The 20,312-nt window shown below is 68.9% G+C and carries 19 protein-coding genes; 10 read left to right on the top strand and 9 right to left on the bottom strand.

Annotated elements, in window-relative coordinates:
* The first annotated feature begins 214 nt into the window (after positions 1–214).
* The 5 genes from VDQ18_RS15375 (at position 215) to VDQ18_RS15355 (ending at position 7,174) form a co-directional block, all read left to right on the top strand.
* A complete protein-coding gene (locus tag VDQ18_RS15375) occupies positions 215–1,027 on the top strand; it encodes a uracil-DNA glycosylase (RefSeq protein ID WP_323021794.1) in 813 nt (270 codons plus the stop codon).
* Positions 1,024–1,638 (top strand): LysE family translocator, encoded by a 615-nt coding sequence (locus VDQ18_RS15370; RefSeq protein WP_323021793.1) that lies wholly within the window; start codon positions 1,024–1,026, stop codon positions 1,636–1,638. The genes VDQ18_RS15375 and VDQ18_RS15370 overlap by 4 nt, the downstream gene beginning before the upstream one ends.
* Before the next feature lie 3 nt (positions 1,639–1,641).
* A complete protein-coding gene (moaB, locus tag VDQ18_RS15365; RefSeq protein ID WP_323021792.1) occupies positions 1,642–2,184 on the top strand; it encodes a molybdenum cofactor biosynthesis protein B in 543 nt (180 codons plus the stop codon).
* 97 nt (positions 2,185–2,281) lie between these two features.
* A complete protein-coding gene (locus VDQ18_RS15360; RefSeq protein WP_323021791.1) occupies positions 2,282–3,751 on the top strand; it encodes an efflux RND transporter periplasmic adaptor subunit in 1,470 nt (489 codons plus the stop codon).
* 3 nt (positions 3,752–3,754) lie between these two features.
* Positions 3,755–7,174 (top strand): efflux RND transporter permease subunit, encoded by a 3,420-nt coding sequence (locus VDQ18_RS15355; protein ID WP_323021790.1) that lies wholly within the window; start codon positions 3,755–3,757, stop codon positions 7,172–7,174.
* Here VDQ18_RS15355 and VDQ18_RS15350 read toward each other — a convergent pair whose 3' ends face one another.
* The gene (locus tag VDQ18_RS15350; protein ID WP_323021789.1) at positions 7,175–8,017 is read right to left on the bottom strand and encodes a protein-disulfide reductase DsbD domain-containing protein; all 843 of its coding nucleotides are present in this window, start codon (positions 8,015–8,017) and stop codon (positions 7,175–7,177) included.
* A 120-nt stretch (positions 8,018–8,137) separates the two neighbouring features.
* Between VDQ18_RS15350 and VDQ18_RS15345 the strand changes: the two genes are divergently transcribed.
* Complete coding sequence (locus VDQ18_RS15345) at positions 8,138–8,707, top strand: YqgE/AlgH family protein (protein ID WP_323021788.1); 570 nt, start codon at positions 8,138–8,140, stop codon at positions 8,705–8,707.
* A gap of 4 nt (positions 8,708–8,711) precedes the next feature.
* Here the strand turns inward: VDQ18_RS15345 and VDQ18_RS15340 are convergent, their stop codons facing one another.
* Positions 8,712–9,206 carry a MarR family transcriptional regulator gene (locus VDQ18_RS15340; protein WP_323021787.1) on the bottom strand — a complete coding sequence of 165 codons (495 nt, stop codon included), beginning with the start codon at positions 9,204–9,206 and terminating at the stop codon, positions 8,712–8,714.
* A 282-nt stretch (positions 9,207–9,488) separates the two neighbouring features.
* Here VDQ18_RS15340 and ileS point away from each other — a divergent pair, with 282 nt between their 5' ends.
* Positions 9,489–12,377, top strand: coding sequence for an isoleucine--tRNA ligase (ileS, locus tag VDQ18_RS15335; protein ID WP_323021797.1), 2,889 nt, complete (start codon positions 9,489–9,491; stop codon positions 12,375–12,377).
* A gap of 80 nt (positions 12,378–12,457) precedes the next feature.
* Positions 12,458–12,913 (top strand): methylated-DNA--[protein]-cysteine S-methyltransferase, encoded by a 456-nt coding sequence (locus VDQ18_RS15330; protein WP_323021786.1) that lies wholly within the window; start codon positions 12,458–12,460, stop codon positions 12,911–12,913.
* On the opposite strand, the gene VDQ18_RS15325 is transcribed toward VDQ18_RS15330, so the two are convergent.
* The 6 genes from VDQ18_RS15325 to fsa form a co-directional block, all read right to left on the bottom strand.
* On the bottom strand, positions 12,910–13,605 hold the full coding sequence (locus VDQ18_RS15325; RefSeq protein WP_323021785.1) for a CDP-alcohol phosphatidyltransferase family protein: 696 nt from the start codon (positions 13,603–13,605) through the stop codon (positions 12,910–12,912). The genes VDQ18_RS15330 and VDQ18_RS15325 overlap by 4 nt on opposite strands.
* Before the next feature lie 114 nt (positions 13,606–13,719).
* Positions 13,720–13,884, bottom strand: coding sequence for a hypothetical protein (locus VDQ18_RS15320; protein ID WP_323021784.1), 165 nt, complete (start codon positions 13,882–13,884; stop codon positions 13,720–13,722).
* Between the two features lie 197 nt (positions 13,885–14,081).
* Complete coding sequence (gene rpiB, locus VDQ18_RS15315) at positions 14,082–14,516, bottom strand: ribose 5-phosphate isomerase B (RefSeq protein WP_323021783.1); 435 nt, start codon at positions 14,514–14,516, stop codon at positions 14,082–14,084.
* Between the two features lie 73 nt (positions 14,517–14,589).
* Positions 14,590–15,537, bottom strand: coding sequence for a tyrosine recombinase XerC (locus tag VDQ18_RS15310; RefSeq protein WP_323021782.1), 948 nt, complete (start codon positions 15,535–15,537; stop codon positions 14,590–14,592).
* On the bottom strand, positions 15,534–16,250 hold the full coding sequence (locus tag VDQ18_RS15305; protein ID WP_323021781.1) for a DUF484 family protein: 717 nt from the start codon (positions 16,248–16,250) through the stop codon (positions 15,534–15,536). The genes VDQ18_RS15310 and VDQ18_RS15305 overlap by 4 nt, the downstream gene beginning before the upstream one ends.
* 42 nt (positions 16,251–16,292) lie before the next feature.
* Complete coding sequence (gene fsa, locus VDQ18_RS15300; RefSeq protein ID WP_323021780.1) at positions 16,293–16,946, bottom strand: fructose-6-phosphate aldolase; 654 nt, start codon at positions 16,944–16,946, stop codon at positions 16,293–16,295.
* A gap of 132 nt (positions 16,947–17,078) precedes the next feature.
* Between fsa and VDQ18_RS15295 the strand changes: the two genes are divergently transcribed.
* Positions 17,079–19,259, top strand: a complete 2,181-nt coding sequence (locus tag VDQ18_RS15295; protein ID WP_416235114.1) for a primosomal protein N' — start codon at positions 17,079–17,081, stop codon at positions 19,257–19,259.
* Here VDQ18_RS15295 and VDQ18_RS15290 read toward each other — a convergent pair whose 3' ends face one another.
* Positions 19,260–19,616, bottom strand: coding sequence for a hypothetical protein (locus VDQ18_RS15290; protein WP_323021779.1), 357 nt, complete (start codon positions 19,614–19,616; stop codon positions 19,260–19,262).
* Between the two features lie 99 nt (positions 19,617–19,715).
* On the opposite strand from VDQ18_RS15290, the gene VDQ18_RS15285 reads away from it, so the two are divergent.
* On the top strand, positions 19,716–20,309 hold the full coding sequence (locus VDQ18_RS15285; RefSeq protein WP_323021795.1) for a class I SAM-dependent methyltransferase: 594 nt from the start codon (positions 19,716–19,718) through the stop codon (positions 20,307–20,309).
* Positions 20,310–20,312 lie beyond the last annotated feature (3 nt).

Genomic DNA, 20,312 nt, shown 5'->3' with positions numbered 1-20,312 from the left:
GCGGGCATTCACCCCCCGAGGATATTTTAAGAACGAAGATTGCGGGTTAGCGCCCCCTTAACCTTCATCTTTGTTCTCCAAATATCCTCGAGGGTTTCTCAAGGGGGTGGAAAACCCCCTTGAGCGGGGGGGTGCGGGGGGCTGGCCCCCGCTTCCACCCGGTCCGTGCCGCGACTCATTGGCGAGGCGCTGCCGATGGTCTAGTCTCGCGCCGATGAATGCACATCTCGACTGGCATCTGGCCCGGGCATTGCTGGAATGGCAGGCGGAACTGGGCGTGACGGAAGCGCTGGAGGCGCAGCCGCTGGACCGATTCGCGCTGGTCGCCGAGGCGGCTGCGGCGCGCGCTGTGCCGGTGCCGAAAAAGGCCGTGCGGGCCGCGGCGCCGACTGGGGCGCCCTCGCTGCTTTCCGACTCGGATCTCGGCGTCGCCGAGGCGCAAAGGGCCGCGGCCTCGGCGCCGGATCTGGGCGCGCTGGCCGAGGCGCTGGCGGGGTTCGATCATTGCCAGCTGAAGCTCGGCGCGCGTAATTGCGTCTTTGCCGATGGCAATCCGAAGGCCCGGGTGATGATCGTGGGCGAGGGGCCGGGTGCCGACGAGGACCGTCTGGGCCGTCCCTTCGTCGGCCGGGCCGGGCAGCTTCTGGACCTGATGTTCGGTGCCATCGGCCTGTCGCGGCAAAGCCCCGATCCGGCCAAGGCGCTTTATATCACCAACACCGTCCCCTGGCGCCCGCCCGGCAACCGCGAGCCGACCAAGGACGAGCTGGCGATGCTGAAGCCCTTCCTCCTGCGCCATATCGAACTGGCCGATCCCGATCTGCTAGTCATCGTCGGCAATGTGGCCTGCGACGCGCTGCTGGGGTTGCGGGGCATCCTGAGATTGCGCGGCAAATGGGCCGAGGCGCTGGGCCGTCCGGCGCTGCCGATGCTGCATCCCGCCTATCTGCTGCGCTCGCCCGAGGCCAAGCGCGAGGCTTGGGCGGATCTGCTGTCTCTGCAAGCGCGCCTGCGGAGCCTGCCGTGATCGATCCTGTCATCCTGCTCGCCTATATCCCCGCCGCTGTGGCGCTCAATCTGACCCCGGGCGCGGATATGATGTTCTGCCTTGGCCAGGGGCTCAGGGGCGGGCCGCGGGCGGCGATGGCGGCCAATCTCGGCATCGGGCTGGGCTCGCTGGTGCATGTGCTGATCGCCGGGCTGGGGCTGGGCGCGCTGGTCGCCGCGCATCCCGGGCTCTTCGACGCGATCCGCTGGGTCGGGGTGGCGTATCTGCTGTTCCTCGCCTGGAAATCCCTGCGGGCCAGCGGCCTGCCCGAGGTGCCGCGCGTCTCGCCCCGCCGGGCGTTTCGCGAGGGGCTGATGGTCAATCTGACCAATCCCAAGGTGATCCTCTTCGTCCTGGCCTTCATCCCGCAATTCGTCGATCCGGCCCGCGCCATCCTGCCGCAGTTCCTGATTTTCGGCGTGATCATCGGTCTGGGCGGGCTGGTGGTGAACGGCGCCGTGGGCCTCGCTGCCGGGGGCGCGGCGGGGCGGCTGATGCGGTCCGCGCGCTTTGCCGCATGGCTGGGGCGCGTCTCGGCGGCGATCTTCGCCGGGCTGGCGCTGAGGCTGGCACTCATTCAGAGGGGCTGAAGCATGGGCCGCATCGACGAGACGAAACCCTTCATCCCGGTCCGCATCGCCGTGCTGACCGTCTCGGACACCCGGACCGCGGCCGAGGATCGCTCGGGCGATACGCTGGTCGAGCGGATCGCGGCGGATGGGCATGTCCTGGCGGCCCGGACCATCCTGCCCGACGAACGCGCACAGATTGCCGAACAACTCCGCGCCTGGATCGCCGATCCGGGGATCGACGTGATCCTCTCGACCGGGGGGACAGGCCTCACTGGCCGGGACGTGACGGTCGAGGCGCATCGCGATGTCTACGAGAAGGAGATCGAGGCCTTCGCCACGGTCTTCACCATGGTCTCGATGCAGAAGATCGGCACCTCGGCGGTGCAATCGCGCGCCACCGGGGGCGTGGCGGGCGGGACGTATCTGTTCGCGTTGCCCGGCTCGCCCGGGGCCTGCCGCGATGCCTGGGACGAGATCCTGCACTGGCAGCTCGATTTCCGCCACCGGCCGTGCAATTTCGTCGAAATCATGCCCCGGCTGGACGAACATCTGCGACGGAAATAACTCCGTGCTGCGTGAAACGGGGGCACAGGCTGGCCCGCTGCGGTGATCCGGCCCCCACTTCGTCCCGTACCAGACGGGTCCTTCGGAAGGTCGATGCATGCGGTTTCTGACCCGCAGCCTGATTGCTGTATTCCTCGGCGCGCTGGCGCTGGGCCTGTTGGGCTTTGCCGGCGGCATGATCCGCGACACACTGGAGGCCCGCGCCGCCCGGGAGGACATGCCGCGCACTGCGCGCGAGCGGGTCTTCACCGTGCGGGTGATGAGCCTTGAGCCGGGGGCGGTGGCGCCGGTGCTCTCGGCCTTCGGCGAGGTCGTGTCTCGGCGGACGCTGGAATTGCGCGCGCCCTCGGCCGGGCGGATCGCCGAGATCGCGCCGGGGTTCGAGGAAGGCGCCGTGGTCGAGGCCGGGCAGGTGCTGGTACGGCTCGACCCCGCCGATGCGGTGACGGCGCGCGATCTGGTGCGGACCAATCTGGCGGAGGCCGAGGACGAGGCGCGCGACGCCGAGCGGGCGCTGGAACTGGCGCGGCTGGACCGGGCGGAGTCTGAATCGCAGGTCGATCTGCGCCGCCGCGCCTTCGAGCGGCAGCAATCGCTCAGCGCGCGGGGCGTCGGCACCGCCGCGACGGTCGAGGATGCGGAACTGGCCTTCGCCTCGGCCCGCGCCGCGCTCATTGCCCGCCAGCAGGCCGAGGCCAATGCCGAGGCCCGGGTGGCGAGCGCCCGCACGGCGCTGGAGCGGACCCGGATCAATCTGGCCGAGGCCGAGCGGCGGCTGGCCGAGACCGAGATCGTCGCGACCTTCGGCGGGGTGCTGAGCGGTACGGCGGCGGTGGCGGGCGGGCATGTGGCGGGCAACGAGCGGCTGGCCTCGGTCATCGACCCCGACGCGCTGGAGGTCTCGTTCCGGCTGTCCACGGCGCAATACCTGCGGCTGCTGGACCCCGAGGGCGCGCTGGTCCCGGCCCGGGCGCAGATCGCGCTGGACATGGGCGGGGTCGAGATCACCTCGCCCGGGCGCCTCAGCCGCGCCGCGCCCTCGGTCGGCGAGGGGCAATCGGGCCGTCTGGTCTATGCCGAGATCGAGGCACCGCGCGGCTTCCGTCCCGGCGATTTCGTCACCGTCCGCGTCACAGAGCCGGAGCTGCCGGGCGTCGCCATGATCCCCGCCGCGGCGGTGGGGGCGGATGGCGGTGTGCTGGTGCTGGCCGCCGACGACCGGCTGGAGGCGGCGACGGTCGAGGTGGTGCGGCGGCAGGGCGATCAGGTGCTGGTGCAGGTGGGCGGTCTGGCCGGGCGCGAGATCGTCGCCGCCCGCAGCCCGCTGCTGGGCGCGGGCATCCGGGTGCGCCCGCAGCGGGACGAAGGGACAGCCCGGATCCCCGCCGCGCCCGAATTGGTCGCGCTGGACGCCGACCGCCGCGCGGCGCTGATCGCCCGGGTCGAGCAGAACACCCGCATGCCCGAACAGGTCCGCACCCGCATTCTGGCGCAGCTGGAGCAGGAGACGGTCCCCGCCCAGCTGATCGAACGGCTGGAGCAGGGCGGCGGGCGGCAGGGGGGCTGAGGCATGGCGAAGGAACGGATGATCGCCGCCACCTCGCTGGGCCTATTCCGCTATTTCACTCGCCACCGCACGGCGGCGAACCTGCTTCTGGTGCTGATGCTGGCGGCGGGGCTGGTCGCCGTGCCGCGGATGCATGCGCAATTCTTCCCCGATATCGTGGTTGACAGCGTCTCCGTCACCGTGCCATGGCCCGGCGCGGGATCGGCGGATGTGGACGCCGCCATCGTGCAGATCGTCGAGCCCGTGCTGATGGCGGTCGAGGGCGTGACCTCGACCTCATCGCGGGCGAGCGAAGGCCGGGCGCAGATCACCCTGGAATTCGAGCCGGGCACCGATATCGAGCGCGCGGCGCAGGATGTGCAGGACGCGATCGACGGCATTTCGACGTTGCCCGCCGATGCCGAGGACGCGCGCGTCAGCCGCTCGGCCTGGAGCGACCGGGTGACGAATGTCATCGTCTCGGGCCCGGTCGCGGTCGAACAACTGGCGCGGTTCACCGATGAATTCGTGGCACGGCTCTTTGCCGCCGGGATCACGCGGGCCTCGATCCAGGGCATCGCCACGCCCGAGGTCTCGGTCGAGGTGCCGGCGATGCGGCTCGTGCAATACGACGTGACGCTGGCCGAGATCGCCACCGCCATCGGCAATTCGGTCGCGGCCGACCCTTCGGGCGAGATCGCGGGCGGGTCGCAGCGGGTCCGCACGGGGCAGGCCCGCCGCACGCCCGAGGAGATCGGCGCCATCGTCCTGCGCTCGGCCGCGGATGGCAGCACGCTGACGGTGGGCGACGTGGCCAGCGTCACCGCCCGCAGCATCGACCGCGACCGCGCCTATTACGTGGGGCCCAGCCAGGCCATCGTCGTGCGGGTGAACCGCTCGGCCACGGGCGACGCCATCGGCATCCAGAACAGCGTGCAGCGCGTCGCGGACGAGATGGTGCTGTCCTTGCCCGAGGGCGTCGACATCCAGCTGGCCAACGCCCGCGCGCAGGAGATTTCGGCGCGGCTGAACCTGCTGGTGAAGAACGGCGCGCAGGGGCTGGCGCTGGTGCTGGTGCTGCTGTTTCTGTTCCTCAACGCCCGCACCGCGCTTTGGGTGGCGATGGGGATCCCGGTCAGCATGCTCTCGGCCGTGGCGGTGATGTATGTCGCGGGCATGAGCCTCAACATGATCTCGCTTTTCGCGCTGATCATCACGCTGGGGATCGTGGTGGACGATGCCATCGTCGTCGGCGAACACGCCGACTGGCGGCACCGGGCCTTGAAGGAAGGGCCGTTCGAGGCGGCCGAGAACGCGGCCACGCGCATGGGCATGCCGGTGCTGGCGGCGTCGATGACCACGATCATCGCCTTTGGCGGGCTGACGGTGATCGGCGGGCGCTTCGGCTCGATGATCGCCGACATTCCCTGGACGGTGATCGCGGTGCTGATCGCCTCGGTGGTCGAGTGCTTCCTGATCCTGCCCAACCACATGGCCCATGCGCTGGCGGGATCGGCCAAGGACCATTGGTACGACTGGCCCTCGCGGCAGGTGAATCGCGGCTTCGACTGGTTCCGGGCGCGGCTGTTCCGGCCTTTCATGATGCTGGTGATCCGCGCGCGCTATGTGGTGCTGGCGGGGCTCATGGTGCTGCTGGCCTGGTCGGCCTCGATGGTGATCAGCGGGCAGGTGCAATGGCGCTTCTTCGCCTCGCCCGAACAGGGGACGCTGAGCGCGAATTTCGTCATGGCGCAAGGCGCGACGCGCGACGACACGATGGCGATGATGCAGGAATTGCAGCGCGCGGCGAACGATCTGTCGGCGCGGCTGGAGGCCGAGCATGGCGAATGGCCGATGGCCTCCATCGTGGCCGAGGTCGGCGGCAACGCGGGCCGGGCGCTGGCGGCGGCGGATAATGCCGAGCCTGACCGGCTGGGATCGCTGACCATCGACCTGATCGGCGCCGATCACCGGCCCTATTCCTCGTTCGACTTCACCGCGATGCTGCAGCAGGAGGTCCGCCAGAACCCGCTGCTGGATGAGCTGAGTTTCCGCAGTTTCGGCTCGGGCCCCGGCGGGGATTCGCTGTCGGTGGATCTGATCGGGCAGGATGCCGAGACGCTGAAAGCCGCCGCCGAGGCGCTGAAGGCGCAGCTTGAGCAATTTGCCAATGTCACCGGGCTGGAGGATTCGCTGGCCTATGACAAGGAAGAGATGCTGCTGGAACTGACCCCGCAGGGGCTGGCTTTGGGCTTTTCCACGGAAGCCCTGGCGCGCGAGTTGCGCCAGCGGCTGAGCGGGATCGAGGCGGCGAGTTTCCCCGATGGCGTGCGCTCGGCCGAGATCTGGGTGACGCTGCCCGAGCATGAACGGGCGGCGGATTTCCTGGGGAACACGCTGCTGCGCTCGGCCAGCGGGCGCTACCTGCCCCTGGGCGACATCGTACATGTCGAGACCCGGCAGGGCTTCAGCAGCATCCAGCGCGAGAACGGGTTGCAGCTGGTCACGGTGAGCGGGGTTCTGGACGAAGAGGACCCGGCCGCGGTCGCCGCCCTGCTGGCGCAGATGCAGGCCGAGATCCTGCCGCGGCTGGCCGAGGATTACGGCATCACCTTCCGCCTGTCGGGCCTGAGCGAGCAGGAGAGTGAATTCCTCTCGGACGCGCTCTTGGGCACCATCGGGTGCCTGATCGCCATCTACCTGACGCTGGCCTGGGTGTTTTCCAGCTGGCTCAGGCCCCTGGTGGTGATGTCGGTCATCCCCTTCGGCCTGATCGGCGTGATCTATGGCCACATGGCCTGGGGGATCGCGCTGAGCATGTTCTCGGTCGTGGGGATCATCGGCATGGCCGGGATCATCATCAACGACAGTATCGTGCTGGTCTCGACGGTGGATGAATACGCCCGCGACCGGGGGCTCTTTCCCTCGATTGCCGATGCGGCGGCGGACCGGCTGCGGCCGGTGCTGCTGACCACGGCGACCACGGTCTTCGGACTGGGGCCGCTGCTGTTCGAACGCTCGAACGACGCGCAATTCCTGCGCCCGACGGTGGTGACACTGTCCTACGGGCTGGGTTTCGGCATGGTGCTGGTGCTGCTGATCGTGCCGGCGCTGCTGGCGTCGGGGCATGACCTGAGCCGGGCGGTGCGGTCGCTGCGGCGGGCCTTCCGCATGCCCGCGGGCCAGGTCGGACGGGGGCTGAGGGCGTTGCCCTTCGCGGCGGCGGCGCTGGTGCTGGTGGCCTTCGGGCTGAGCATGGGCTGGACGCTGGTTGCCCGCGAGCCGGGGCCGCTGACGGCGCTGGTCTGGGGCGGGGGCGAGGGGCTGGTCGCGGGCTTCGCCGTCTTCGCGGCGACGGTGGGCGCGGGGCTGGTGCTGCTCTGGGGGCTGGGCGGGTTGCTGATGCTGCGGGCCCCGGCGGCGCCGACGCCGCCCGGCGAATGATCAGCCGCCGGTGCAGCCCTGCGACCAGGACATCCGCTCCTCGCTGAGCACGGTGAAGGCGATGGACGCCCGGTCGATCCCCACCGCCTCGCTGCGCCGGGGCGGGCGCAGGGTCGCCTGCGCGACCAGCTCGCCGCCCTCGCGCCAGGTGCGGCTTTCGGTGATCCGGTAGGGGCTGCCCGGCAGTTCGAGGATGATATCCTCGGCGCTGCCCTGCGGCGGCAGGGTGGCGCGCAGCGTCAGTTCCGCGCCGCGTCCCTCGGGCACAAGCCGACAGGTGGTGCGGGTCAGCCCCGCCCGGGCGCCGGGCCGGGCGGCGGTGTCGAGCGCGGCCGAGATCCGCCGGTCCCGCTCGCCCGCGCCGCGCAGTACGCCCTGGACCGCGACATCGGCCGGTACGCAGGTCTCGTTGCAGACGCCGATCGACAGCGCGCCCAGCAGCGCCATCGGGCGCCCGGGGTCCTGGGCCGTGACCTGAAGCGGCAGGATCAGCTCGTCCTCGTAGCCATAGCTGCGATAGCCGTTCTGGTCGATGATCTCCGGTCGCGGCCAGATCGGCACCACCGAGGCCACGTTCTGCGATTGCCCCCAGTCGAGCCGCGGCGCGATCCCCGCCTCGCCCGGGATGCGCCAATAGGTGTGCCAGCCCGGCGTCAGGATCAGCCGCAGCGCCGCCATGCGGGTGCCGTTCTGCGTCGTCCAGCCCGGCAGGATCTCGGCCTCGACCACGGGATTGTCGATCCGGCCCTGGGCCGAGGCGGAGCCGGACGGGGCAAGGCTGAGGGCGAGGGCGGACAACGCCGTCCCAAGGGCGGCGCGGCGGGTGCGGTACATGACGGTCATGACCCGTGCTTAGCAGATGCGCCCGAGGCGAAAAGTCACAAATCGGCGAGAGGGGCGGGGGCCCCGCCTTGGCTTTTGGGTCGGGGCGGGCCACATTGAGGGGGTGCTGGCCCAGACAGAATGACCATGACCTTCGACCTGACCGGAAAACTGCTGATCTCGACCCCCTCGATGGGGGACCGGCGGTTCACGCATTCGGTCATCTATCTGTGCGCCTATGGCAGCGAGGGGGCTTTCGGCCTGGTGCTGAACCGGCCGCTGCCGCATCTGACGCTGGGCGATGTGCTGGACCAGATCGGCATCGACGAGCACGGACCGCATGCGGAAAGCCCGGTCCTGTCGGGCGGCCCGGTCGAGACGCAGCGCGGCTTCGTCCTGCACACCGCGGGCAGCACCGAGGACGCCTCGGCCACGCCGCTGCCGGGCGGGCTGATGCTCAGCGCCTCGACCGAGATCCTGCGCGCCATCGCCCGGGGCGAGGCGCCCACGCGCTGGCTGCTGGCGCTGGGCTATGCCGGGTGGGGACCGGGGCAGCTGGAGGCCGAGATCGCCCAGAACGCCTGGCTGACCGCGGCCGCGCCCGAGGATCTGGTCTTTGCCGCCACGCCGGGCGAGCATCAGTGGAATGGTGCGCTGCGGTCCATGGGGGTCGATCCCCTGAGCCTGTCGACGGTCGCCGGGCGGGCCTGAGGGCCTATTCGTTGTCGGGCAGGGCCTCGGTCACGATCCTGAGTTCGTTCAGCATATCGAGGAGGAGCGCCATCTTCTCTTCGCCGAAGGCCTCGTCGATCTCGCGCCGCGAGGATTCCGAGGCGCCCACCAGCCGGTCGAACAGCGCCTGCCCTTCGGCCGTCAGCGTCACCATGTGGCGCCGTGCGTCGTCGCATTCGACCGGGCGGATCAGCCCGCGTTCGGACAGCGCCCGCAGGATCCGGGTCAGCGAGGGCGGCAGGATCACGCAGCGCTGGCAGAGCGTGCCCGCGTCCAGCGCATCGCCATCGGCCAGCGCCCTCAGCACCCGCCATTGCGGCAGCGACAAATCGGCCTGATCGGCGTATTTCTTGAACCGTCGCATGGTCGATTCGCGCGCCCTGAGCAGCGCTACCGTCAGCGAGCGTTCATAGTATTCCTTGCCCGAGGGGATGCCCTCGGGAAGCGGGATCTGTGCACGTGCAGAATCTGTTTTCATATGGTAACAATTGCGCCTTCCATCGCAAATGCAAGCGTTTTTTACACGGGTGAAGCAAAATCCCTGCGCGCGGTGCCTCCGGGCAGCGGATCGGTCGGTTGCGGCCTCTTTACCCGGCAGTCGCGGCGGCCTATACGCCGCGACATGTACGTCGCTTGCGGCATCCTTCGTCGAATTAGCGGCCCGGCGCTCTGAGTCCAGAGTTGCCGGGACAAGGCGTATGGCGACCTGCGCCGACCTTTGCTATTCCCCCAGACGATCCAGATGACCGGAGCCCACGCGATGTGTGCCGATACCCCCGACTACAAGGACACCCTGTTCCTTCCCGAGACCGATTTCCCGATGCGCGCGGGCCTTCCCGCCCGCGAGCCCGAATGGCTGGCGCGCTGGGAGCGGATCGGCGTTTACGAGCGCCTGCGCGAGAAGCCCGGCCGCAAGCCCTTCATCCTGCATGACGGCCCTCCCTATGCGAACGGGCATCTGCACATCGGCCACGCGCTGAACAAGACGATCAAGGACATCATCGTGCGTTCGCACCAGATGATGGGCTTCGACAGCCGCTATGTGCCGGGCTGGGATTGCCACGGCCTGCCGATCGAATGGAAGATCGAGGAGCAATACCGCGCCAAGGGGCTGAACAAGGACGACGTGGATATCGTCGCCTTCCGCCAGGAATGCCGCAAGTTCGCCGAGGGCTGGGTCGAGGTTCAGCGCGAGGAATTCAAGCGGCTGGGCGTGACCGGCACCTGGGACGACCCCTACCTGACGATGGACTTCCATGCCGAGGCGGTGATCGCCGAGGAATTCATGAAGTTCCTGATGAACGGCGCGCTCTATCAGGGCTCGAAGCCGGTGATGTGGTCGCCGGTCGAAAAGACCGCGCTGGCCGAGGCCGAGGTCGAGTATCACGATCACACCAGCCATCAGGTCTGGGTGCGGTTCAAGCCGGTGAATGCGGTGCTGGACGGGGCCTCGGTGGTGATCTGGACCACGACGCCCTGGACCCTGCCGCAGAACCGCGCCGTGGCCTATAACCCGGGGATCGATTACGCGATCTTCCGGGTGCTCTCAGTCGACGAGAAGGCGACGGTGGCCGAAGGCGAGACCGTGGTGCTGGCCGAGGCGCTGGTCTCGGCGGTGATGGCCGCGGCCAAGGTGACGGGCTTCGAGAAGGTGCGCAGCGTCTCGGCCGAGGAACTCTCGGGCCTGGTGCTGGCGCATCCGTTCCGCGGCGTGGCCGAGGGCAATGGCGAATGGGATTACGACGTGCCCATGCTGCCGGGCGACCATGTGACCGATGACGCGGGCACGGGCTTCGTGCATACCGCGCCCTCGCACGGGGACGACGATTATGTGCTGGGCCTGAAGCATGGCCTCAAGATGACCTACAACGTCGAGCCGGACGGCAGCTACCGCGCCGATCTGCCGCTCTTCGCCGGTCAGCACATCATCACCCCGGACGGCAAGGAAGGCCCGGCCAATGTCAGCGTCATCAAGCAACTCGCCTGGTCTGGCGCGCTGCTGGCCAAGGGCAAGCTGAAGCATTCCTACCCGCATTCCTGGCGCTCGAAGGCGCCGGTGATCTACCGCAACACGCCGCAATGGTTCGCCGCCATCGACAAGACGCTCGACGACGGCATGGGCCAGTATGGCGACACGATCCGCCAGCGGGCGCTGAAGTCGATCGAGGATCTGGTCAAGTTCACCCCCGTCTCTGGCCGCAACCGCCTGCATTCGATGATGGAGACGCGGCCCGACTGGGTGCTGAGCCGTCAACGCGCCTGGGGCGTGCCGCTGACCTGCTTCGTCAAGAAGGGCGCGAAACCGGACGATGCCGACTTCCTGCTGAAGGATCCGCGGGTCAACACCCGTATTCGTCTGGCATTCGAGGCCGAAGGCGCCGATGCATGGTATGTGCCAGGCTTCAAGGAAAAGGTGCTGAAAGACCTGCACGATCCGGAAGCCTATAGCCAAGTTTTTGACATTCTGGACGTCTGGTTCGACTCGGGCTCGACCCATGCCTTCGTGCTGCGCGACCGGGCGGACGGCGTGCCGGACGGCATCGCCGATGTCTATATGGAAGGGACCGACCAGCACCGCGGCTGGTTCCATTCCTCGATGCTGCAGGGCTGCGGCACCAAGGGCCGCGCGCCCTATCGCAACGTGGTGACCCATGGTTTCACGCTGGACGAGAAGGGCATGAAGATGTCCAAGTCCATCGGCAACACCATCGTCCCGCAGGAAGTCATCGACCAATACGGCGCCGATATCCTGCGGCTCTGGGTGGCGCTGGCGGATTACACCCAGGACCAGCGGATCGGGCCCGAGATCCTGAAAGGCACCGCCGACAGCTACCGCCGGCTGCGCAACACGCTGCGTTTCATGCTGGGGGCACTGGGCGATTTCGACCCGGCGCAGGCGGTGGCGCGCGAGGCTATGCCCGAGCTGGAGCAGCTGATGCTGCACCGTCTGGCCGAGCTCGACGCGCTGGTGAAGAAGTCCTATGCCGCCTTCGACTTCCAGGGCGTGTTCCAGGCGCTGTTCACCTTCGCGACCACCGACCTCTCGGCCTTCTATTTCGACGTGCGCAAGGATGCGCTCTACTGCGATCCGAAGGACTCGGCGGTGCGGCAGGCTTGTCTCACGGTGATGGACGCGCTGTTCCACCGGCTGACAACCTGGCTGGCGCCGATCCTGCCCTTCACCATGGAGGACGTCTGGCTGTCGCGCTTCCCGGGCGAGGGCGAGAGCGTGCATCTGCAGGACTTCCCGGTCACGCCTGACAGCTGGCTCGATGCCGAGCTGGCGGTGCGGTCGGCCAAGGTCCGGGCGGTGCGTCGCGTGGTGACCGGGGCGCTGGAAGTGGAGCGGCGCAACAAGACCATCGGCGCCTCGCTCGAGGCCTCGCCCAAGGTCTATCTGTCGCCGGAACTGGCGCAGATCGTGACGAACCCCGACACTTTCGCCACGCTCTGCATCACTTCCTCGCTGAGCCTGACGACCGGCGAGGCGCCGAAGGGCGCCTTTACCGCCGAGGACGTGCCGGGCGTCGGCGTGGTGTTCCAGCATGCCGAGGGCGAAAAATGCCAGCGCTGCTGGAAGATCCTGCCCGATGTCGGCAGCCACAAGCACCCGGGCACCTGCGCGCGCTGCGACGCGGCGCTGGGCTGAGACCTGGTAGGATGGGCAATATTGCCCATCCTACGGCCCCGGGGCTGGGCGGCGGGCGGGCGATATGCCATGCTGCCGCCATGCCCGCCCTCACCCTCGACACCCCGACCGGCGCCTTCACGCTCATCGAGCGCGACGGCGCCCTGATCTCTGCGCGCTGGGGCGGGGAGCGGGGGCGGGACGAGACGCCGCTTCTGCTGGAAGCCGCCCGTCAGGTGGCGGCCTATTTCGCGTCGGACGATGCGGATTTCGACCTGCCGATCAGGATCGACGGCAGCGCCGCCCAGCAGGCGGCCTGTGCCGCGATGTCGGCCATTCCCCGCGGCGAGACCCGGACCTATGGCGCCATCGCCCGCGAGCTTGGCGTCAGCGCCCAGGCCATGGGCCAGCTGTGCGGCCGCAACCCGATTCCGCTGATCGTGCCCTGTCACCGGGTTCTGGGGACCAACGGTCTTGGCGGCTTCTCGGCCCCGGGCGGGGTCGAGACAAAGGTCTGGCTGCTGCGGCACGAACGGGCCGGGGGGCTGCTAATCTAGAGCGTCTCGCGGTAGAGGAGCTGCTGCACGAAGCCCGCGCACATCAGGTAGACGCTGGTCACGATCAGCCCCAGCGTCACCAGCGGCGGCTGGGTGAAATCGGTCCAGGCGGCGGCGGTGGCGAAGGCGACCCAGCCCAGCGCCATCGGCAGGGTGAGGTAGCGCCAGCGCTGGGTGCGGACCGGATGGACGAATTTCACGCGCAGGAACATCGTCACCGACAGGATCACGACCACGCCGAGGATGACCCAGAAATCCGGCCGGGTGGCGAAGACCACCAGCGCCACCATGTTCCAGCAGGACGGAAAGCCGGAAAACGAGTAATCCGCCGTCTTCATCCGCGTGTCGGCGAAATAGAGGACCGAGGCGAAGGTGATGACGATGATCGCCGTCCAGCCGGTCCAGCCGGGCAGCAGCCCCGAGTTGAAGAGGGCAAAGGCCGGGATGAAGACATAGGTCAGATAGTCGATGATCAGGTCCAGGAGGATCCCGTCGATGATCGGCGCCTTGGTCTTCACGTCGTATTTGCGCGCCATCGGCCCGTCGATCCCGTCGACGATCAGCGCCACGACCAGCCACAGGAACATCAGCGCCCATTCGGACTCGACCGCGGCCAGCATCGCCAGCATGGCGAAAACGGCCCCGGTGGCGGTGAACATATGGACGAAATAGGCGCGGAAGGTCTCGATCATGCCCTTGTCTGCCGGTTTTGGGCGCTTGGCGCAAGGACCTGAGCGGTCGGCGCTTCGCGAAATGCGATGCCCCCGGCCTGGGGGGACCGGGGGCATGCCTGTGGCCGGCGTGCTTCAGGCAACCGAAGCGAGCGCCGGGGTCAGCTGGGGGGCCGGCGTGCTGCGCTCGGCGAGAGGCAGGGCCAGGCGGGGCAGCGGCGCGGCCTGTCCGCCCAGACCGATCAGCACCTGCAGGGCGAAAGCGGCCGAGAGGCGCAGGGCGAGGGTCCGGTCAGGCATGGTCGTCTTTCAGCGGGGCGTCACGGGAAGGGCGGGGCGCGGGGCGTGGAGTTTCGGTTTGGGCGAGAAGAGGGTGAAGCGGCGGGTCATGGCAGTCTCCGGTGTTTCCTGCCCGTGGGTCGTGCGGGGGGGCGGAACGGTTCAAAGAAAAACGGCGCCCGGGAGGGGCGCCGCTTGCAATCGGGGTCGGGTAGGGATCAGCCCTCGATCATCGCCACCCGGGTGGCGTGGCGGCCGCCTTCGAACTCGGCGGTGAGGAAGGCCTCGGCGATCTCCAGCGCCAGACCCTCGCCCACCACGCGGGCACCGATCGACAGCATGTTGGCGTCGTTGTGCTGGCGGATCATTCGGGCCGAGAACGTGTCCGAGCAGACGCCGCAGCGGATGCCGGGCACCTTGTTGGCGGCCATCATGATGCCCTGCCCGGTGCCGCAGAGGATGATGCCCAGATCGCAATCGCCCGAGGTGACGCGCTCGGCCGCGGCCTTGCCGTGCACCGGGTAATGGGTGCTCTCGGGCGTGGTCGGGCCGATGTCGACCACCTCCCAGCCCAGCGTCGCGGCGTGGGACGCGATGGCCTGGCGCAGCGCGATGGCGGCATGGTCGCTGGAGAGAACGAGGCGTTTGCTCATGGCGGGATCCGTTGGCTGAAGGGGCGAGTCGCGCCCCCCATAGCGCGTTTGGCGCGCGGGCGCCACGCGGCGGCTAGCCGCCCTGCGCCCGGGGATGCGCGGCGCGATAGCTTTCCATCAGCCGGGCGCTGTCGACCGCGGTATAGACCTGCGTGGTCGAGAGCTTGGCATGGCCCAGCAATTCCTGGATCGCCCGAAGGTCGCCGCCCGCGCTCAGGAGATGGGTGGCGAAGGAATGCCTGAGCGCATGGGGCGTGGCCGTCGCGGGCAGGCCGAGGCGCAGGCGCACCCCCTCCATCGCCCGGGCAATGAGCCGGGGGTTCAGGGGGCCGCCGCGCTGGCCGCGAAAGAGCGGGCCGTCAGGGTCCAGCGGATAGGGGCTGAGCCTGAGATAGGCGGCGACGGCGGCGGCGGCGGCGGGGATCACCGGCACCAGCCGCTCCTTGCCGCCCTTGCCGAGGATCCTGAGGCTGGCGCCCGGGCTTTCGATCAGTGCCGCGTCGCGCCCGGTCAGGCCCAGCGCCTCGGATATCCGCAGGCCCGAGCCATAGAGCAGCGTCACCACGGCGGTGTCGCGGGCGCGGATCCAGGCCTCGGCCTTGTCGTCGCTGATCTGCTGGGTAACGGCGCGGGCGGCGTCTTCGTCCAGCGGGCGGGGCAGGGGTTTCTGATGCCGCGGCGCGCGGGCCGAGAGGATGGCGGTGGCGTCGAAATCGTCCTCGCGGTCGGACAGCCAGCGCGCGAAGCTCTTGACCGCCGACAGCGCCCGGGCCAGCGAGCGGGCGCCGAGGCCGCGGGCGCGGGCCTGGGCCATCCAGGCGCGCAGATCGGCCGTCTCGACCGCGCGCAGTTGCGCCATACCGGCGGCGCCGCCGTGGTGGCGGGCGAGGAAATCGAGGAAACCGGTGACATCGGCGCGATACGCCTCAACGGTGTGGGGGGAGGCGTCGCTCAGCGCGGCAAGATGGGTGAGCCAGCCCGCCAGCGCGTCGCGCAGGGCCGGGCTGATCGCCAGGGTCACGACAGCCAGCGCCGGAGCACGCGCTCGAACGTGCCGGTGAAGAAGGCCAGAAGATCGGTGCCTTGCCCCGGCTTGAAACGGTGCGGGTCTTCGGACCCCATGGCCAGCATCCCGGGCAGCCGCCCCTTGCCCAGATCGAGCCGCATCAGCGCCTCGGACCTGAGGTCCGCCGCCACCTCGCCATAAGGGCCGGAGGACGGCGGGACGCCTTGCCGCAGGACGATGGGCCGGGCCGGGGCCGGGCGTCCGCCGCTCATGTAATGTTCGGTAAAGCCCGGCTTTTTCACCCGCAGGATGGTGTCGAGCTTGCCCAGGCTCGCGCCCGGCTCGGCGCTTTCCAGCACCAGCCGCACGGCCTCGACCCCGAGGATCTCGGCGACCGAGCCGCCGAGGTCCATGACGAAGGTCTCGAACTTGTCGGCATCGAGCAGTTTCAACAGCGCCCGGTGGATCTGGTTGGTCGAGGCGAGGTTCTCATAGGCGGCGGCGATGACGGCGCGGTGGGTATCCTCCAGCCGTTCGAGCCGCGATTCCAGCCGCTCCATCGCCATGCCGCGCAGATCGACGACATTGCCGCCCATCGCCCGTTCCGAGGTCAGAACGAGGGCGCGCATGACCTCGGGATCATCCAGCACCAGCCCGGGGTCGGCCAGCACGCGCGCGCGCCATTCGTCCTGCGGTCTGCTGTCCTGTGCCGGTCCGGTGGCAGCCATGTCGTCCCCGATCTTGTGTCCTTCGGCCGATCCTATACCGGATCAGACGATTTTCTGCCCGGTTTTTTCCCAGTCCTTCATGAACTGTGCCAGACCTGCATCGGTCAGCGGATGCGAGGCCAGCTTGCGGATCACTTCCGGCGGCGCGGTCATCACATCGGCGCCGACGAGGGCGGCCTGCGTCACATGATTCACCGTGCGGATCGAGGCGGCGAGGATCTCGGTCGCGAAGCCGTAATTGTCATAGATCTGCCGGATGTCGCCGATCAGGTCCATGCCGTCGAGGTTGATGTCATCGAGCCGGCCGATGAAGGGCGAGATGAAGGTCGCGCCCGCCTTGGCCGCCAAGAGCGCTTGGTTGGCCGAGAAGCAGAGCGTCACGTTGACCATCAGGCCCGCGTCCGAGAAGTATTTGCAGGCCTTGAGCCCGTCCCAGGTCAGCGGCAGCTTGATGGCGATATTCGGCGCGATCTCGGCCAGTTTCTTGCCCTCGGCGATCATCGCGTCGGCCTCCAGCGCCACGACCTCGGCCGAGACGGGGCCTTCGACGAACGAGCAGATTTCCTTGGTGACCTCGATGATGTCGCGGCCCGATTTCAGGATCAGCGACGGATTCGTGGTCACGCCATCGACCATGCCCAGGGCGTGAAGGTCGCGGATCGCGGCCACATCGGCGGTATCGACGAAGAATTTCATGGCTCTCTCGGTGCTCTGTCGACGCCTGGCGGCAGACGTCTTGCGGTTGCGAAGGGGGTTCGGTCGCGTCATACCCTATCGCAACCCCGCCCGAAAGGTCTTTCGCCCGTGCCCCTGGTTGCGCAAACAGGCATCGCTCCCCGGTTCGAGCCCGGCCAGCCGCTGGCCGTGCTGACCACGCAGCCGCTGGACCGGCTGCTGGATTACAAGGCGCCGGAAGGCGGGGCGCAGCTGGGCGATTTCGTCGAGGTGCCGCTGGGGCCGCGGCTGGTTCTGGGCTGCGTCTGGGGCCCTGCCGAGGGCGGGTTGCCGGTGACCAAGCTGCGCGCGGTCAACCGTGTGCTGGACGTGCCGCCGATGCGGGACGAACTGCGTCAGTTTCTGGTGAAAGCCGCCGAGTACACGCTGACGCCGCTGTCCCTGATGCTGTTCCTTGCCACCCGGGCGCCGGGGCTTTTCCAGGGACCGGCAACGATCCGCGTCTATGCCCCGGGCGAGCCGCCCGCGCGGATGACCGATGCCCGCAAGCGCATCCTCGATGTGTTCGAAACCTATGGCGGCGCGGCGCTGACGGTGGGCGAGATCACGCGCGCGGCAGGTGTCACCGGATCGGTGGTGCACACGATGGCGGCGCAGGGTGCGCTGATCGAGATGGAGGCGCCGAAGGACCAGCCTTATCCCCGCCTCGACCCCGAACGTGCGGGCAAGGAGCTGAGCGAGGATCAGGCGGCTGCGGCTGCGGTGCTGCGGTCGCGGGCCGATGCCTTCGGGGTGACGCTGCTGAAGGGCGTCACCGGCTCGGGCAAGACCGAAGTCTATCTGGAAGCGGTGGCCGAATGCCTGCGCAAGGGCCGTCAGGCGCTGGTCCTGCTGCCCGAAATCGGCCTGACCGAAGGCTTCCTCGAACGGGTCGAGGCGCGATTCGGTCATCGTCCCGGCGAATGGCATTCCGGCGCCACCACGACCGAGCGCCGCCGGCTCTGGCGCATGGTTGGCGAGGGCGGGGTGCAGATGGTGGTCGGCGCGCGCTCGGCCCTGTTCCTGCCCTACCGCGACCTCGGCCTGATCGTCGTCGATGAGGAGCATGATAGCTCCTACAAGCAGGACGAGGGCGTCCACTACAACGCCCGCGACATGGCGGTGCTGCGCGCCTCGCTGTCCTCGGCTCAGGTGGTGCTGGCCTCGGCCACGCCGTCTTTGGAAAGCTGGGCCAATGCCGAAAGCGGCAAGTACGAGCGGCTGGACCTGCACGCCCGCTTCGGGGTGGCGGAACTGCCCGAGATGCGGGCGCTGGACCTGCGCGGCCAGAAGCTGCCCCACGGCCGCTGGATCAGCCCGGCGCTGAAGGAGGCGGTGGACCAGCGCGTCGGCTCGGGCGAGCAATCGCTCTTGTTCCTCAATCGCCGCGGCTATGCGCCCGTCACCACCTGCCGCGCCTGCGGCCATCAGATCGCCTGCGACCATTGCGACGCGCGGATGGTCGAGCATCGGTTCCTCAACCGCCTGATGTGCCACCAATGCGGGGCGACGGCGCCCATCCCGACCGCCTGTCCGGCCTGCAAGACCGAGGGCTCGATGCATCCGATCGGCCCGGGGGTCGAGCGGCTGGAAGAGGAAGTCCGCGCCACCTGGCCGGAGGCCCGGGTGGCGGTGCTGTCCTCGGACCTTTTCGGCTCGGCCCGGGCGCTGAAGGAGCAGATCGCGGCCATTGCCGGAGGCGGCGCCGATATCGTCATCGGCACGCAGCTGGTGGCCAAGGGGCATAACTTCCCGCTGCTGACGCTGGTCGGCGTGATCGACGCCGATTTGGGCCTGCATGGCGGTGACCTGCGCGCGGCCGAGCGGACCTTCCAGCTGATCCGGCAGGTCGCGGGCCGGGCCGGGCGGCACGAGAAGCCGGGGCTCGCGCTGTTGCAGACCCACCAGCCCGACCATCCGGTGATTCAGGCGATTCTCAGCGGCGATGACGAGGGCTTCTGGCGTGCGGAAGCCGCCGAGCGGCAGGCGCTGGGCATGCCGCCCTATGGGCGGCTGGCGGGGATCATCATCTCCTCGACCTCGGTCGAGCAGGCCTTCGAGACCGGCAACCTGCTGGCCCAGCACGCGGGGCCCCTCCACGCCATCGGCGCCCAGCTCTTCGGACCGGCGCCCGCCCCCGTGGCCCGGGTGCGCGGGCGCCACCGCGTGCGGCTGTTGATCAAGGCGGCCAAGGGCGCGCCCTTGCAGGGCGCGATCCGGGCCTGGCTGGCGGGTCTGAAACCGCCCGGCGACACGCGGCTCGCCGTCGATATCGACCCGCAGAACTTCTGGTGATCAGTTCAGGCGGGCGGTCGTGGCCCGACCCTGCCCGCGCTGGGCGGTCGCCCGCAGCTCGTTGCCCTGCAACTCGATAAGCTGGCAATCCGTGCCCAGATCATTGTTGCCGATGCGCAGCGTCCGGCAATGGAACCCGTCGCTCCAGGTCCAGCTGCCGACCATCGGCGTCCCGTTCCATTGGCCCGAGGCGCTGCCATCGGCGGCAAAGGTCACATGGCCGTTTTCCAGGGTGATCTGGCGACCGGCGACCCGCTCGCGATACTGCGCTTCGGTCTGGATCCGCTCCCAGGCGCCCGCAGCGCCCGCCGCCACGGACAATCCGACAGCGAGAATGATGGTGGTGGCCTTGAACATGGACTGCGCTCCCTCGATACTTGACCATGAATGCCGAAAAAGGTCCGTCACGAAGGCGATTCTGTCAATGAATTTCAATCCCAAGGGGAAACCTTGACCATGTGGGAAGACCGCTATCGCGGCAGCGACGAATACCTCTTCGGCACCGCGCCCGCGCGCTTTCTGGTCGAAAATCCCTGGGCGTTAATCCCGGGGGCAACCGCGCTTGCCGTCTCGGATGGCGAGGGGCGCAACGGCGTGCATCTGGCCGCGGCCGGGATGCATGTGACCAGCTTCGATCTGTCCCCGACGGCGGTCTCGCGCGCCCGGGCGCTGGCGGCGGGTCGGGGCGTGGCGCTGGACGCGCGGGTCAGCGACTGGAAGGCCTGGGAATGGGAACGGCCCTATGATCTGGTCATGGGCATCTTCATCCAGTTCATGCCGCCCAAGCTGCGCCCGGGTCAGTTCGCCGATCTCGCCCGCACGCTGAAGCCCGGCGGGCGGCTGGTCCTGCACGGCTACACGCCCGAGCAGGTGGCGCTGGGCACCGGCGGGCCGCCCGACCCGGCGCAGATGTGGACGCCCGAGATCCTGCGCGCCGCCTTCCCCGGCTGGCGGATTGAGCGTCTGGCGACCTATGAGCGCGACGTGCAGGAGGGCCGCGGCCATTCCGGGCGCTCCGCCCTCATCGACTTCGTCGCCCGCAAACCCTGAGCC

Source organism: Pararhodobacter sp. (assembly GCF_034676075.1).
Taxonomy (GTDB): domain Bacteria; phylum Pseudomonadota; class Alphaproteobacteria; order Rhodobacterales; family Rhodobacteraceae; genus Pararhodobacter.
The sequence above is the reverse complement of the archived record's forward strand: the minus strand, read 5'-3'. Positions and strand labels throughout refer to the sequence as shown.

Bases quoted from the DNA above. Each gene is read 5' to 3' on its own strand.
- VDQ18_RS15375 (WP_323021794.1), top strand. From the start codon at position 215: ATGAATGCACATCTCGACTGGCATCTGGCCCGGGCATTGCTGGAATGG.
- moaB (WP_323021792.1), top strand. From the start codon at position 1,642: ATGGGCCGCATCGACGAGACGAAACCCTTCATCCCGGTCCGCATCGCC.
- VDQ18_RS15360 (WP_323021791.1), top strand. From the start codon at position 2,282: ATGCGGTTTCTGACCCGCAGCCTGATTGCTGTATTCCTCGGCGCGCTG.
- VDQ18_RS15355 (WP_323021790.1), top strand. From the start codon at position 3,755: ATGGCGAAGGAACGGATGATCGCCGCCACCTCGCTGGGCCTATTCCGC.
- VDQ18_RS15350 (WP_323021789.1), bottom strand. From the start codon at position 8,017: ATGACCGTCATGTACCGCACCCGCCGCGCCGCCCTTGGGACGGCGTTG.
- VDQ18_RS15345 (WP_323021788.1), top strand. From the start codon at position 8,138: ATGACCATGACCTTCGACCTGACCGGAAAACTGCTGATCTCGACCCCC.
- VDQ18_RS15340 (WP_323021787.1), bottom strand. From the start codon at position 9,206: ATGAAAACAGATTCTGCACGTGCACAGATCCCGCTTCCCGAGGGCATC.
- ileS (WP_323021797.1), top strand. From the start codon at position 9,489: ATGTGTGCCGATACCCCCGACTACAAGGACACCCTGTTCCTTCCCGAG.
- VDQ18_RS15330 (WP_323021786.1), top strand. From the start codon at position 12,458: ATGCCCGCCCTCACCCTCGACACCCCGACCGGCGCCTTCACGCTCATC.
- VDQ18_RS15325 (WP_323021785.1), bottom strand. From the start codon at position 13,605: ATGATCGAGACCTTCCGCGCCTATTTCGTCCATATGTTCACCGCCACC.
- VDQ18_RS15320 (WP_323021784.1), bottom strand. From the start codon at position 13,884: ATGCCTGACCGGACCCTCGCCCTGCGCCTCTCGGCCGCTTTCGCCCTG.
- rpiB (WP_323021783.1), bottom strand. From the start codon at position 14,516: ATGAGCAAACGCCTCGTTCTCTCCAGCGACCATGCCGCCATCGCGCTG.
- VDQ18_RS15305 (WP_323021781.1), bottom strand. From the start codon at position 16,250: ATGGCTGCCACCGGACCGGCACAGGACAGCAGACCGCAGGACGAATGG.
- fsa (WP_323021780.1), bottom strand. From the start codon at position 16,946: ATGAAATTCTTCGTCGATACCGCCGATGTGGCCGCGATCCGCGACCTT.
- VDQ18_RS15290 (WP_323021779.1), bottom strand. From the start codon at position 19,616: ATGTTCAAGGCCACCACCATCATTCTCGCTGTCGGATTGTCCGTGGCG.
- VDQ18_RS15285 (WP_323021795.1), top strand. From the start codon at position 19,716: ATGTGGGAAGACCGCTATCGCGGCAGCGACGAATACCTCTTCGGCACC.